Consider the following 12,749-nt stretch of genomic DNA (forward strand, 5'->3'; position numbering starts at 1 on the left):
ACAACGGGTCAGTCTGTGGCGATGGCCGCCAGGACGTTCATCCGACCGGCCCGGAAGGCCGGGACGAGGGCCGCGATCAGACCGACCAGGACCGAGGCGAGCAGGATGGCGACGATCGTCCCGGCCGGGACGGCCAGGGTGGCCAGGCCGTTGCTGGCCAGCACCTTCTGCGAGGTGATGCCCCAGGCGAGCCCGAGGCCGGTGCCGAGGACGGCACCGAACACGGCGATCACCACCGACTCCAGGCGGATCATCCGGCGCAGCTGGCGGCGGGAGAGCCCGATCGCCCGCAGCAGTCCGATCTCCCTGGTCCGCTCGACCACCGACAGGGCGAGGGTGTTGACCACACCGAGCACCGCGACGATGATCGCCAGGCCGAGCAGGCCGTAGATCATGTAGAGCAGGGTGTTGACCTGCCCCTGGACGAGGTCCTTGTAGCCGGCCTGGTCCTTGACGGTGAGCTGCGGGTAGTCCTTGAGGGAGTCCTCCAGCGCAGTCAGGGTCTTGGCGACGTCCGCGCCGGGCGCGGCCTTGCCGAAGATGACGGCGTCGAGCGGCTGGTCGGCGGCGGGCACGGCCTGCGCGACGGTGTCGAGGTTTGCGAAGGTGGCACCGTCGAAGAGCGAGTTGCCCTTGGTCATGATGACACCGACGGGCAGGGACTGGGTGCGGCCCTTGCCGTAGTCGACGGTGATCCGGTCGCCGACCTTGAGGCCGTGGTCCTTGGCGTAGTCCTCGCCGACGGCGAGCGAGCCCTGCTTGACGGAGTTCGGCTCACCGGACTTGACCGGGAGGCGGAAATCGTCGGTGAAGGCGGCGGTGACCGCCGAGACGCCGTCCTCCTTGGTCTTGCCGTCCGGTGTGGTGAAGCGGGCCGGCAGGAACTTCTGCCGGGTGACGTGATCCAGGCCGGGGGTGCTCTTCGCGGCGTCGACCATCTCGGCGCTGAGGCCGGTCCGGCCGCCCGAGATGATGTAGTCCGCGCCGACCGAGGTGTCGATCTGGTCGTTGGTGGACTTGATCGCCGACGAGGTGAAGACCGAGGCGCCGATCACCAGCGCCAGACCGATCATCAGGGCGCCGGCCGTGGCGCCGGTGCGGCGGGGGTTGCGCATCGCGTTGCGCTGGGCGAGCTTGCCGGACGGACCGAACAGCATCGGCAGCAGGGCGCCGAGCACCCGGACCACGGTCGTGGCCAGCAGCGGGCCGAGGACGATCACTCCGACCAGCGTGTTCAGCACGCCCAGGCCCAGGTACTGGCCGCCGGTGGCCGCCTTCTCGGCCTGGGCCGCGAGCACCAGCAGGCCACCGCCGGCGACGGTCAGCACCAGGCCGATGATCGTACGGACGATGTTGGAGCGGCCCTCGGTCGGAGTGCCGTGGTCGTTCAGGGCCGCGATCGGGGTGATCTTGCTGGCCCGGCGGGCCGGGAACCAGGCCGCCGCCAGAGTGACGATCACGCCGAGTCCGTAGCCGTAGATCGGCACCTCGGCGGTGATCTGCAGGTCGGCGGCGCTGAGGTTCATGCCGACGGCCTTCATCAGCTGGATCAGGCCGGCGGCCAGGCCGACGCCCGCCCCGATGCCGATCGTCGAGCCGAGCACACCCAGGATCAGCGCCTCCACCAGCACCGAGCGGTTGACCTGACTGCGACTGCCGCCGACGGCGCGCAGCAGCCCGATCTCCCGGGTGCGCTGGGTGACCAGCATCGAGAAGGTGTTGACGATCAGGAACAGACCGACCCCGCCCGAGACGAAGGCGAAGCCGAGCATGGCGTTCTTCATGAAGCCGAGGAAGGAGCCGACGTCCTTGTTGTTCTCCTCCTTCTGCTCGGCCGCGGTCTTCACCTGGTAGCTGCCGCCCAGCGTGCCCAGCGCATCGGCCTTGAGCTGCTCATTCGTCCGGGTGCCGTCGCCGTACGCCTCGACCGAGGTGTAGGCGGTCTCGCCGAGCAGCACCTTCTGCGCCGTCGCGGTGTCCATGAAGGCCAGCGCGGCACCCGGGTTGGTGGTCTTGAAGGTGGCGATCCCGGCGATGGTGAAGTCGTGCTTGCCGTCGGTGGTGATGACCCGCAGGGAGCTGCCAAGGCCCAGACCCGCCTTCTTGGCGGTGTCGGCGTCCAGCACGATCTGGTCGGCGCCCTGCGGCACGTGGCCGGAGGTGATCTCGACCGAGTTGCGCGGGGTGTCCGCCCAGTTGCCCGTGAGGGTGGGGGCACCGGTCGTCGGGCCGACCGTCTTGTTGGTGGTCGGATTGACCAGGACGGCGTTCTGGACGAAGACCTGGCCGACCGCCTGCTTCACGCCGGGCGTGGCAGTGATCTTCTGCAGGGTGTCGACCGGGACGGTCGACGCCCTGCCGCGCTGGTCCTCGTCGTCCGCGCCGAACTGGCTCTTCGGCGGTTGGACGGAGATGTCGGAGGCGGTCGAGGCGAACAGCCGGTCGAAGGTGCTGGTGGCGGTGTTGGAGAAGACGAGCGTGCCGGAGACGAAGGCCACCGACAGGACGACGGCGATGAGCGAGAGGATCATGCGCCCCTTGTGGGCGAGGAAACTCCGTAGTGAGGTCTTGAGAAGCATCGGTCCGTATCCCCCGGGCTCAGCTGGTGCGCTTGCCGTCGAAGCGGCGCATGCGTTCGAGGACGGAGTCGGCGGTCGGGGCGTGCATCTCGTCGACGATCACGCCGTCGGCGAGGAAGAGCACGCGGTCCGCGTAGCCGGCGGCGACCGGGTCGTGGGTGACCATGACGATGGTCTGGCCGAGCTCGTCGACCGAGCGGCGGAGGAAGGTCAGCACCTCGGAACCGGAGCGGGAGTCGAGGTTCCCGGTGGGCTCGTCACCGAAGATGATCTCGGGGCGGGCCGCCAGTGCGCGGGCGACCGCGACGCGCTGCTGCTGGCCGCCGGAGAGCTGGGTCGGCCGGTGCTTGAGGCGGTCGGCCAGGCCGACGGTCTGCACGACCTGGTCGAGCCAGGCGGCGTCCGGCTTGCGGCCGGCGATGTCCATCGGCAGCGTGATGTTCTCCAGCGCGTTGAGCGTCGGGAGCAGGTTGAAGGCCTGGAAGATGAAGCCGATCTTGTCCCGGCGCAGCTTGGTCAGCTGCTTGTCCTTCAGGCCGGTGATCTCGGTGTCGCCGATCCAGATCCGGCCCTCCGAGACGGTGTCCAGCCCGGCCAGGCAGTGCATCAGGGTCGACTTGCCGGAGCCCGAGGGGCCCATGATCGCGGTGAACCTGCCGCGCTGGATGTCCACGTCGACCGAGTCCAGTGCGGTGACCCGGGTCTCCCCGGCTCCGTACGCCTTGGTCACCTGCCGCGCGGACGCGGCGACGGCGGACGCTCCGCCGGGAATCTGGGGGTCGTACACGGCCGCTGCTGCCGTCGTCACTGGGTTCTCCTAAAGATGTGTGCCCGCCCGTTGCCCCCGAGTCTGTCCCGTGCCGGATGTCCGCGGACATGGTGGCAGGGGGTGTGTGCGACCGGGGGTTAGCCCCACCTCGGTGGTGCCGTTTCCGGTACCGGGTGGGGATAAGGACCACGTTAGGAGTTCTCGGGGAACGTCTCGTCATCCGCCGGGAGGAAGCCGCCCAACCTCAGATGTACGGGAAGCGGGGCCCCTCCCCCTAGGGGTCCCCGCCTCCCGGCTCAGGGTCCGGCCCCGGCGGGCGGCGCCGGTGACGGTGCGTCAGTGGGTGAGTGCGGGCTCCACCCGCTGCTCCAGCGCCCGCGCGAAGCCGTCCACCACCGGTGTGAGCAGCACGTCCGTCTCGCGTTCGATCGCGGTGGTGCCGTCCTCGCGGACGGTGATGTGGCGGTCCAGCACGAACCAGCCCTGGGTGATGTGGCCGGCGCCCATCGAGCTGAGCACCGGGCGCAGCGCGTAGTCCACCGCGAGGACGTGCGCGGTGGAGCCGCCGGTGGCGAGCGGCAGGACGGCCTTGCCGGCCAGCGCGTACTGCGGCAGAACGTCCAGCAGGGTCTTCAGCAGGCCCGAGTAGGCGGCCTTGTAGACCGGCGTGCCGATCACCACGCCGTCCGCGGCGGCGAAGAGTTCGAGCGCGGCGGCTATCTCGGGACGGGACGTGTCGCCGGCCAGCAGGGCCTCGGCGGGCAGGCTGCGCACCTCGAACGGGACCACCTCGTGGCCGCGGCCGGCGAGGCGGGCGTCGACGTGCCGGAGCAGCCGGGTGGTGCGGGAGGTGCGGGACGGGGAACCGGAGACGGACAGGACGACGGCCATGGAGTTCACCTCGGGGCAGGGCGGCGCCGTGGGGTGGCACCGGGTGGGAAGCGGGACCGCGCACCGGCCCGTCGACGACTCAGGGCCGAGGGCGCACGGTGGCGGGATCAGAGGGTTGCGAGAGGGTTGAACGGTGGCGAGCGGTCAGCCACGACACAGCGAACAGGACACACGCTGAAGGTCGACGTGCCGCCGACGCGTGAGGGTCCATCGCTGCTCCATGCCACTCATGCAAACACGCAGCGTCCGAACCGGTCAAGGTTCGTTCCAGCTGGTGAACATACGCCGGGACGATCCGGGATCTGCATCAAATCGGCTACAAGAGGCCTGGTCGGGCCCCCCGGGGGAGTCCACCGCCCCGGGTTCGGGCATCCTCTCCCACATGAACACGTGGCAGGAGGGCCGCCCGGGCGGCGGTGGCGGGACCCCGTACGGCAACGGGAACGGCCCGCAGGGGCAGGGTGGCGGAGCGGCCGAGCCGCCGCTGCCGGCCTCGCTGAACCCGCGCGGCCCGGGGGCGGCCGCGCCGCAGCGTCCGGCGCAGCCGGCCGGGTACGGCCCGCCGCCGTCGTACGGGCCGCCGTCCGGGTACGGTGCGCCCTCCGGCCAGGGCCAGGGCCCGGCGCAGGGCCAGGGGGCCGAGCCGCCGCGGCCGGGCGGGGTGCCGCCGCAGCGTCCGGGCGGGTCCGGCGGGCCGATAGGCCCGGGCGGCGCGCAGCCGTCCGCCGCCCGCTCCCGGTGGCCGCGTCGCCGCAAGATCAAGGTGACGGTCCTCGCGCTGGTCGTCGCCCTGATGGTGACCACCGTCGGGACGTGGTTCTGGGCGGACTCCAAGCTCAACCACGAGAACGTGCTGACCGACTACCCCGGCAGACCCGCGGCCGGGAAGGGCACCAACTGGCTGATCGTCGGCTCGGACAGCCGTGACGGGCTGAGCGACTCGCAGGAGAACGACCTGCACACCGGCCACGCCGGCGGCAAGCGCAGCGACTCGATGATGATCCTGCACGTCGGGGACAACGGGAACACCCTGATGAGCATCCCGCGCGACTCCTGGGTACCGATCCCCGAGCACCCCGGCGACAAGGGCAAGACGGTCAAGGCCAGCACCTCGAAGATCAACGCGGCCTTCGCGGCGGGCGGCGGCAAGCTGCTCGCGCAGACCGTGGAGACCAACACCGGCATCCGGATCGACCACTACGCGGAGATCGGCTTCGCCGGCTTCGTGGGGATCGTGGACTCCGTCGGCGGCGTCGAGATGACCATCGAGCAGGACGTCAAGGACAAGGACTCCGGCCTCGACCTCAAGGCGGGCCGGCAGACCCTCACCGGCACCCAGGCGCTGGCCTTCGTCCGGCAGCGTCACCAGATGGCCGACCAGGACCTCGGCCGGATGCGCAACCAGCAGAAGTTCCTCGGCGCGCTCGCCAAGCAGGCCGCCTCGCCGGCCACCCTGCTCAACCCGTTCACCTTCTACCCGCTGGTGAGCTCGGGCCTGGGCACCCTGATCGTGGACGAGGACGCCGGCCTGACCGACCTCGGCTCGCTGTTCCTGGCCATGAAGGACGTCAACGGCGGCGGCGGGAAGAGCATCACCGTCCCGATCGCCAACCCGGACTTCCGCACCCCGACCGGCGAGTCCGCGGTGAAGTGGGACTCGGCGAAGGCCAAGCAGGTCTTCGACGCCTTCAAGAACGACACGGCGGTGCCGGACACCAAGTAGCCCGGACGGTCTCCGAACCCGCCCGAGGACGCCTCCTGGTGGAGGCGCCCTCGGGCGTTGGGGTGCGGTGGTGCGGTTCCGTCGCCGGTTGCGGCTCGGGTTCCGGTTCCGGTTCCCGTTCGGGCCCGGTTACGGGAGGTTGCGGGCCATGACGATGCGCTGGATCTGGTTGGTGCCCTCGTAGATCTGGGTGATCTTGGCGTCGCGCATCATCCGCTCCAGCGGGTAGTCGCGGGTGTAGCCGTAGCCGCCGAGGAGCTGGACGGCGTCGGTGGTGATCTCCATCGCGGCGTCGGAGGCGAAGCACTTGGCGGCGGCGCCGAAGAAGGTGAGGTCCTCGTGGGCGCCGCCGTGCGAGACGCGCTGGGAGCGGGCGGCGGCGGCGTAGGTGAGCTGGCGGGCGGCCTCCAGCTTCATCGCCATGTCGGCGAGCATGAACTGCACGCCCTGGAAGTCGCCGATCGGCTTGCCGAACTGCTTGCGCTCCTTGACGTAGCCGGCGGCGTAGTCGAGGGCGCCCTGGGCGATGCCGATCGCCTGCGCGGCGATGGTGACCCGGGTGTGGTCGAGGGTCTTCATCGCGGTGGCGAAGCCGGTGCCCTCCTCGCCGATCATCCGGTCGGCGGGGATCCGCACGTTGTCGAGGTACACCTCCCGGGTCGGGGAGCCCTTGATGCCGAGCTTCTTCTCCGGGGCGCCGAAGGTCACGCCCACGTCGCCCTTCTCCACCACGAACGCCGAGATGCCCTTGGAGCGCTTCTCCGGGTCGGTGACCGCCATCACCGTGTAGAACTCCGAGACGCCGGCGTTGGTGATCCACCGCTTCACACCGTTGAGCACCCAGAAGTCACCGTCGCGCACCGCACGGGTCTTCATCCCCGCCGCGTCCGAGCCCGCGTCCGGCTCCGACAGGCAGTACGAGAACATGCCCTCCCCGCGCGCCAGCGCACCCAGGTACTTCGCCTTCAGCTCCGGCGAACCGGACAGCTGCACCGGCAGCGAACCGAGCTTGTTGACCGCCGGGATCAGCGAGGACGACGCGCAGACCCGCGCGACCTCCTCGATCACGATCACCGTCGCCAGCGCGTCCGCCCCCGCACCGCCGAACTCCTCCGGCACGTGCACCGCGTGCAGGTCACTGCCCTGCAGCGCCTCCAGCGCCTCGTGCGGGAACCGGCCCTGCTCGTCCACCTCGGCCGCGAACGGAGCGATCTTCGCCTCGGCCAGCGAGCGCACCGCCTCCCGGAGCATGTCGTGCTCCTCGGTGGTCCGGAAGAGATCGAAGTCCGCTCCTGCGCTGCTCGCCATGATGCCTCGCTCGTTTAGTTAATTACCGTTAAGTAGATCCTAATTCTAGGGTTGCCCCTTGCCCAGGCCGCACGTGACATGCGCGACACTCCGTACCGGGACGGCGGCGCACCGTGGCACCGGGGGCGGCGCACAGCAGGCCCATGGGCGCCCCTGGTGAGGATCGGGGTGGGAATCGGTGTGGATCCCGCCGGACCGGTGAGGCCCGACCGTCCTGCGGCGGTGCGGCGGCCGCGTCACCGGGCCCGACCGGCACGGGCCTTCGTCACCGCGCCGGTACGCGGGGCGTACAGCGGGTGAACGGAACGGGCGGATTTCCCGGTTTTGTCCCCGCCGCGACACGGCCGGCTCCGCCGCTTCCGCGTGCGGATAGCATCGGTCCTTGCGTCCCGCGCTCAGCGACACCCGACAGGTCCCAAATTCCGCAAAGGGGAACCCGTGGCCCTCCGCATCTCAGTGATCGGCACCGGCTATCTCGGTGCCACCCACGCCGCCTGCCTGGCGGAGTTCGGCTTCGAGGTGCTCGGCCTGGACATCGACCCGGACAAGATCGCCACGCTGACCGCCGGCCGGATCCCGATGTACGAACCGGGGCTGTCCGAGCTGCTGCTCAAGCACGTCGCGGGGCACGAGGGTTCGTCCGGGCGGCTGCGGTTCACCACCTCGCCGCAGGAGGCCGCCGAGTTCGGCGACGTCCACTTCATCTGCGTGAACACCCCGCAGCGCAAGGGGGAGTTCGCGGCCGACATGAGCTACGTCGACGCCGCCGTGGACTCGATCGCGCCCTACCTCACCCGCCCCGCCCTGGTGGTCGGCAAGTCCACCGTGCCGGTCGGTAGCGCGAGCCGTCTCGCGGAACGGCTGGCCGCGCTGGCCCCCGTCGGGGAGGGGGCCGAGCTGGCCTGGAACCCGGAGTTCCTGCGGGAGGGCTTCGCCGTCGGCGACACCCTGCACCCGGACCGGATCGTGGTCGGCACCCGCAGCGAGCGGGCCGAGGAGCTGCTGCGCGAGGTGTACGCGACGCCGATCGCCGAGGGCGTCCCGTTCGTGGTCACCGACTTCGCCACGGCGGAGCTGGTCAAGGCCGCCGCGAACTCCTTCCTGGCCACCAAGATCTCGTTCATCAACGCGATGGCCGAGGTGTGCGAGAGCGCCGGGGCCGACGTCACCCAGCTCAGCAAGGCCCTCTCCTACGACGAGCGGATCGGCGGCAAGTTCCTCAACGCCGGGCTCGGCTTCGGCGGCGGCTGCCTGCCCAAGGACATCCGCGCCTTCATGGCCAGGGCCGGGGAGCTGGGCGCCGACCAGGCGCTGACCTTCCTGCGGGAGGTCGACTCGATCAACATGCGGCGCCGCTCGCGGATGGTGGAGCTGGCCCGCGAGCAGTGCGGCGGCGGTTTCCTGGGCCGCCAGGTGGCCGTCCTCGGGGCCGCCTTCAAGCCCAACTCGGACGACATCCGGGACTCCCCCGCGCTGAACGTCGCCGCGCAGATCCAGCTCCAGGGCGCCCAGGTCACGGTCTACGACCCCAAGGCGATGGACAACGCCCGCAAGATGTTCCCCAGCCTGGCGTACGCGGACAGCCCGATGGAGGCCGCCTACGGCGCCCATGTCGTGCTGCACCTGACCGAATGGCAGGAGTTCCGCGAGCTGGACCCGGCGGAGCTGGGCACCGTGGTCGCCGAGCGCCGCCTGCTGGACGGCCGCAACGTGCTGGACGGCGCCGCCTGGCGGGCGGCCGGCTGGACGTACCGGGCGATGGGGCGCCCGAGCTAGGGCTGTCCGGCGGAGCCGGCCGGGTGAATCATGCGTCGTCGGCCGGGCACCGGGCCGTCCCGTGGGACGGCCCGGCCCCCGACGATCGGCGGAACGGGGCCGCGTAATCTCTTGTGATCTGCGACGCACGACGGCGTCAGGCTTCTGGAGAGATTTCGATGGCGAACGGCAGACTTTTCCAACTCGTCGCACTGGTAGGGACGTTGATCGTCGCCGCGCTCGGCTTCGGGGTCGGTGAGGCGATCGAGGGTTACGGGCTCGGCGTCGTGCTCACCCTGCTGTTCGTCCTGGTGTGGATGCCGGCCCTTTCGCTCGGCAAGGCCACCCTCCCCCCGAGCGCGATGCCGCACGTCGAGGGCACCCAGCCGACCGCGGCGGCCCGCCAGGGGCGCTTCGACCGGCTGGCCCGGCTGCTCGGCCTGGCCCGGCCGCACACCGCCGGGCAGGATCTGGCGCGGTTGCGCGGGGGCGCCGGGCTGCACCTGATGGTCCAGTTCGAGGGCGGCGCCCGTCCCGCTCCCGGGTTCCTGCTGCTGCGTCCGGACGGTGCGGGCGGCGCCCTGCTGGCGTACCGCCCGTTGGCCGGGAAGTCCCAGCCGCTGGAAGGCCCGGTCGGCCTGGTGTGGGAGCAGGTCGCACCGCCCCTCACCCGCCGGTTCACCGATGTGATCACCGTCCGGGGCGCGCAGACCGAACTGCGGCTGCGGATCGGTGCCATGGACCTGGAGCTGCTCGGCGGCGCCCTCGGGGTCGAGGCGGTCACGGCGTAGCCGTCGCGAGCACGCCGCGAGGAACTCGTGGGTGAGCGGGGAGAGCCCGTCCCGACCGGGTCGGGGCGGGCTCTCCTGTCCTTTCCCCCGTAAGGGGGACCTCTTCGCCGGAGCCGGAATTGCCACGGCGGCCGGTCCGTTGCAGCAGGCATGACGAGCTACGGAGACGACGCGACGGTCCGCGAGATCCTCACCGGCACGGGCGAGGTGTGGGCGGTGGTCGGCCTGTCCAACAACACCGCCCGCGCGGCGTACGGGGTGGCCCGGGTGCTGCAGCGCTACGGCAAGCGGGTCGTGCCGGTGCACCCCAAGGCCGAGACCGTCCTCGGCGAGCAGGGCTACGCGACCCTCGCCGAGGTGCCGTTCCCGGTCGACGTGGTGGACGTGTTCGTGAACTCCTCGCTGGCCGGCGCGGTGGCGGACGAGGCGGTGGCCGCCGGCGCCAAAGCCGTCTGGTTCCAGCTCGACGTGGTGGACGAGGCCGCCTACGCTCGCACCACCGAGGCCGGTCTGAAGATGGTCATGAACCGCTGCCCCGCGATCGAGATCCCGCTGCTCTGAGGCCGGCGCCTCGCCCGCCCTCGGACCTACCACCAGGAGCACCAGCACGATGACGGAAGCGACTTCGCCGAAGCCGACGCTCGACCTGACGGACGCGATCTGGCTCGCCGCCCCCGGCCAGTCGGACGGCCCGCAGATCGCCTTCGTCGACGACCACATCGCGATGCGCAACGGCGCCGACCCCGACGGCCCGGTGCTGGTCTTCACCCAGGGCGAGTGGGAGGCGTTCCGACTGGGCGCCGCCGACGGCGAGTTCGACATCGGCTACCAGCCGTAGGCTCCACCCGGCCGGGCCCGCCCGCCCCGAGGTGGCCCGGGGCTTCCTCGGAGGGGTGCCGGGGCGGTCAGCCGGGGAGTGCCGGGGCGGACGGGTCCACCGACCCGGAGGCCGCACCGGCGGCGGGGCGGCTGTCGTCCACCAGTCGCACCCGGAAGGTGCCGCGCGGGGGGTCGACCGGGAGCCGGCCGGCCCCCAGGTCGGCCATCAGGGCGGTGGGATCGGTGCCGAGGCGGACGGTGCACGGCTGTCCGTCGATCTGAGCCCTGATCAGGCCCAGGTCAAGTTCGAGGACGTCCTCCAGCCAGCGGACCCGGGGCCGGAGCCGGCGCAGGTGGGCCGCGAAGGCGAAGGCCTCCTCGGTGGCGAAGAGCTGCGGCGGGCAGGCGAGCACATAGCCGTCGAGCAGCTCGCGCGTCCCGGGCCCGCCGACGCTGAGGAGGAGCAGTCGCACCGTCCAGCGGAGGGATCCGGCCAGGGCGCTGCCCCGGAACTCGGTGACGAGGTCGCGGATCAGCCCGATCGCCGGGTCCTCGGCCAACTCCCGGGCCAGCGCGTTGCCGGGCTCGCGCCCGATCGCCAGGCCGCCCAGGGCTTCCTCCCACTCCTCCGGGTCCACACGGTCCGCCGGGCCGCCGTACGAGCCGTACGCGCCGCCCGGGCTCGGGCCGGCCGGCGACCGGGGGGACTGCCCGGGCAGCACCGGCGGCAGCGGACGCAGCGGCGGCAGCGGGGCGCCGTCCGGCCACATCGCGCGCATCCTGGCCAGCAACTCCCGGACTGCCGCCGGGTCGAGCTGCGGCACCGCCGAGGGGGTCACCTCGAACAGGACGGCCCGGAGCGCGGGCAGCCGGGGCAGGATCCGTTCGGCGAGGGCGGTCAGCTCCTCGTCGGGGAGGCCGCTGTGGGCGTCCAGCCAGTACCCGCGGTACTCGGTGCCGCCGGCCAGGTGAACCTCCCAGACCCGCTCCAGCGGCAGGGCGGCCAGCACCTCGTCCACGCCGCCCCGGCCGTTGCGTTCGTTGGCCAGCACGTTGTGCAGGTCGAGCAGCAGCCCGCAGCCGCTGCCCTCGGCCACCCGCCTGGCGAACTCCCCGTCGGACAGCTCCCCCGGACGCGGCCGCAGGTAGTTGGCGCCGATCTCGACGGCGAGCGGCACCGGGAGCGCCGCCGCCATCGTCCGGACCGACCGGATCCCGCGCCGGCTGCCGCCCGGGGTCGGGCACGGCGGCAGCATGAAGCCGGTACGGAACCCCTCCCCCGGGCCACCCACCCGGTTGAACGCCAGGTGCTCGCTCACCCAGGGCGCGCCGAGCCGCTCGGCCAGCTCCCCGACCAGGGCGATGTGCCCGCGGTCCGGCGGCCGGCAGCCCCCGACGGGGTTGCCGACGCCGTGCAGCAGCCGGGCACCGGGCAGGTCGGCGATCCTGCGCAGTGCCTCTTCGTCGAGGGTGATGCCGCCGTCGGTGCGTGAGCGCCAGAGGGTCTGCGGTTCCACCTCGACGACGTCCAGCAGGTCGGCGCAGGCGTCGGTGATCCGGTCGAGGCCGGGTACGTAGGTGAGTCCCACGCCGAGACGCGTCATGGCCGGCTAGCCGCCGAAGGAGAAGCCGACGGCCTGATGAACCTGGCCGGCCGGGTTCACCACGAAGTCCGTGGCGATGTTGATCCGCAGGTCACGGCCGGAGTGACAGGTCGGGCAGCCCAGCTGCGTCATCACGTCCTTGATGACGCTCTGCATCTGGTCGAAGTCGTTGGCGACCGTCACCGGCACGGTGATGTTGACCGGCCGCCACGGGTCCGGCAGCGGCCCTCGGTTGATCTCGTTCGGCATCTCGATGCTCCGATCCGGCCGCAGCCCGCCCCGTCGGAGCCGCTGTGACTGCGCCCTCGCCTGTCATGATGCAACCGAGTCGTCACGCTGAGTGAAAGGCGCGCCCGGCCGGCCCGCGGGACGCGGATGAGGCCTGGTCGGTCCTGGCCGCGGTCCGCCGCGCGCTCGCACCCGCACCCGCACCGCACCCGCACCCGCACCCGCCCGTTCGCGTACTCGGCCCGCACTCTCCTCGCACCCGAACGATCGGCACTCACCGAA

At 71.7% G+C, this 12,749-nt stretch carries 12 protein-coding genes; 5 read left to right on the forward strand and 7 right to left on the reverse strand.

Annotated features, from left to right (window positions below; all coding sequences use genetic code 11):
- Positions 1-8: 8 nt before the first annotated feature.
- From J2S46_RS16090 to J2S46_RS40865, 4 genes are all read right to left on the reverse strand, one after another.
- Positions 9-2,579: an ABC transporter permease gene (locus J2S46_RS16090; RefSeq protein WP_191294249.1), complete on the reverse strand. Its 2,571-nt coding sequence runs from the start codon at positions 2,577-2,579 to the stop codon at positions 9-11.
- A 19-nt stretch (positions 2,580-2,598) separates the two neighbouring features.
- Positions 2,599-3,387 (reverse strand): ABC transporter ATP-binding protein, encoded by a 789-nt coding sequence (locus J2S46_RS16095; RefSeq protein ID WP_190215221.1) that lies wholly within the window; start codon positions 3,385-3,387, stop codon positions 2,599-2,601.
- A 297-nt stretch (positions 3,388-3,684) separates the two neighbouring features.
- Positions 3,685-4,239, reverse strand: a complete 555-nt coding sequence (ssuE, locus tag J2S46_RS16100) for an NADPH-dependent FMN reductase (protein WP_191294248.1) — start codon at positions 4,237-4,239, stop codon at positions 3,685-3,687.
- A gap of 144 nt (positions 4,240-4,383) precedes the next feature.
- Entirely contained in the window at positions 4,384-4,470 is an 87-nt protein-coding gene (locus J2S46_RS40865; protein WP_353652345.1) for a putative leader peptide, read from the reverse strand.
- Positions 4,471-4,621: 151 nt separating this feature from the next.
- Between J2S46_RS40865 and J2S46_RS16105 the strand changes: the two genes are divergently transcribed.
- On the forward strand, positions 4,622-5,962 hold the full coding sequence (locus J2S46_RS16105) for an LCP family protein (RefSeq protein WP_191294247.1): 1,341 nt from the start codon (positions 4,622-4,624) through the stop codon (positions 5,960-5,962).
- Between the two features lie 129 nt (positions 5,963-6,091).
- Here J2S46_RS16105 and J2S46_RS16110 read toward each other — a convergent pair whose 3' ends face one another.
- Complete coding sequence (locus tag J2S46_RS16110; protein WP_307350310.1) at positions 6,092-7,270, reverse strand: acyl-CoA dehydrogenase family protein; 1,179 nt, start codon at positions 7,268-7,270, stop codon at positions 6,092-6,094.
- 438 nt (positions 7,271-7,708) lie between these two features.
- On the opposite strand from J2S46_RS16110, the gene J2S46_RS16115 reads away from it, so the two are divergent.
- From J2S46_RS16115 to J2S46_RS16130, 4 genes are all read left to right on the forward strand, one after another.
- Positions 7,709-9,046: a UDP-glucose dehydrogenase family protein gene (locus tag J2S46_RS16115; RefSeq protein ID WP_073924145.1), complete on the forward strand. Its 1,338-nt coding sequence runs from the start codon at positions 7,709-7,711 to the stop codon at positions 9,044-9,046.
- A 158-nt stretch (positions 9,047-9,204) separates the two neighbouring features.
- The gene (locus J2S46_RS16120) at positions 9,205-9,816 is read left to right on the forward strand and encodes a hypothetical protein (protein WP_191294760.1); all 612 of its coding nucleotides are present in this window, start codon (positions 9,205-9,207) and stop codon (positions 9,814-9,816) included.
- A 150-nt stretch (positions 9,817-9,966) separates the two neighbouring features.
- Positions 9,967-10,377, forward strand: a complete 411-nt coding sequence (locus J2S46_RS16125; RefSeq protein ID WP_073924147.1) for a CoA-binding protein — start codon at positions 9,967-9,969, stop codon at positions 10,375-10,377.
- Between the two features lie 49 nt (positions 10,378-10,426).
- Positions 10,427-10,654 carry a DUF397 domain-containing protein gene (locus tag J2S46_RS16130; RefSeq protein WP_073924148.1) on the forward strand — a complete coding sequence of 76 codons (228 nt, stop codon included), beginning with the start codon at positions 10,427-10,429 and terminating at the stop codon, positions 10,652-10,654.
- A gap of 67 nt (positions 10,655-10,721) precedes the next feature.
- On the opposite strand, the gene J2S46_RS16135 is transcribed toward J2S46_RS16130, so the two are convergent.
- Together J2S46_RS16135 and J2S46_RS16140 are read right to left on the reverse strand one after the other, a co-directional pair.
- Entirely contained in the window at positions 10,722-12,239 is a 1,518-nt protein-coding gene (locus J2S46_RS16135; RefSeq protein WP_191294759.1) for an MbnB/TglH/ChrH family RiPP precursor modification enzyme, read from the reverse strand.
- A 6-nt stretch (positions 12,240-12,245) separates the two neighbouring features.
- Positions 12,246-12,488 carry a hypothetical protein gene (locus tag J2S46_RS16140; RefSeq protein WP_191294758.1) on the reverse strand — a complete coding sequence of 81 codons (243 nt, stop codon included), beginning with the start codon at positions 12,486-12,488 and terminating at the stop codon, positions 12,246-12,248.
- Positions 12,489-12,749 lie beyond the last annotated feature (261 nt).

The sequence above is a fragment of the Kitasatospora herbaricolor genome (genome assembly GCF_030813695.1).
Taxonomy (GTDB): Bacteria; Actinomycetota; Actinomycetes; order Streptomycetales; family Streptomycetaceae; genus Kitasatospora; species Kitasatospora herbaricolor.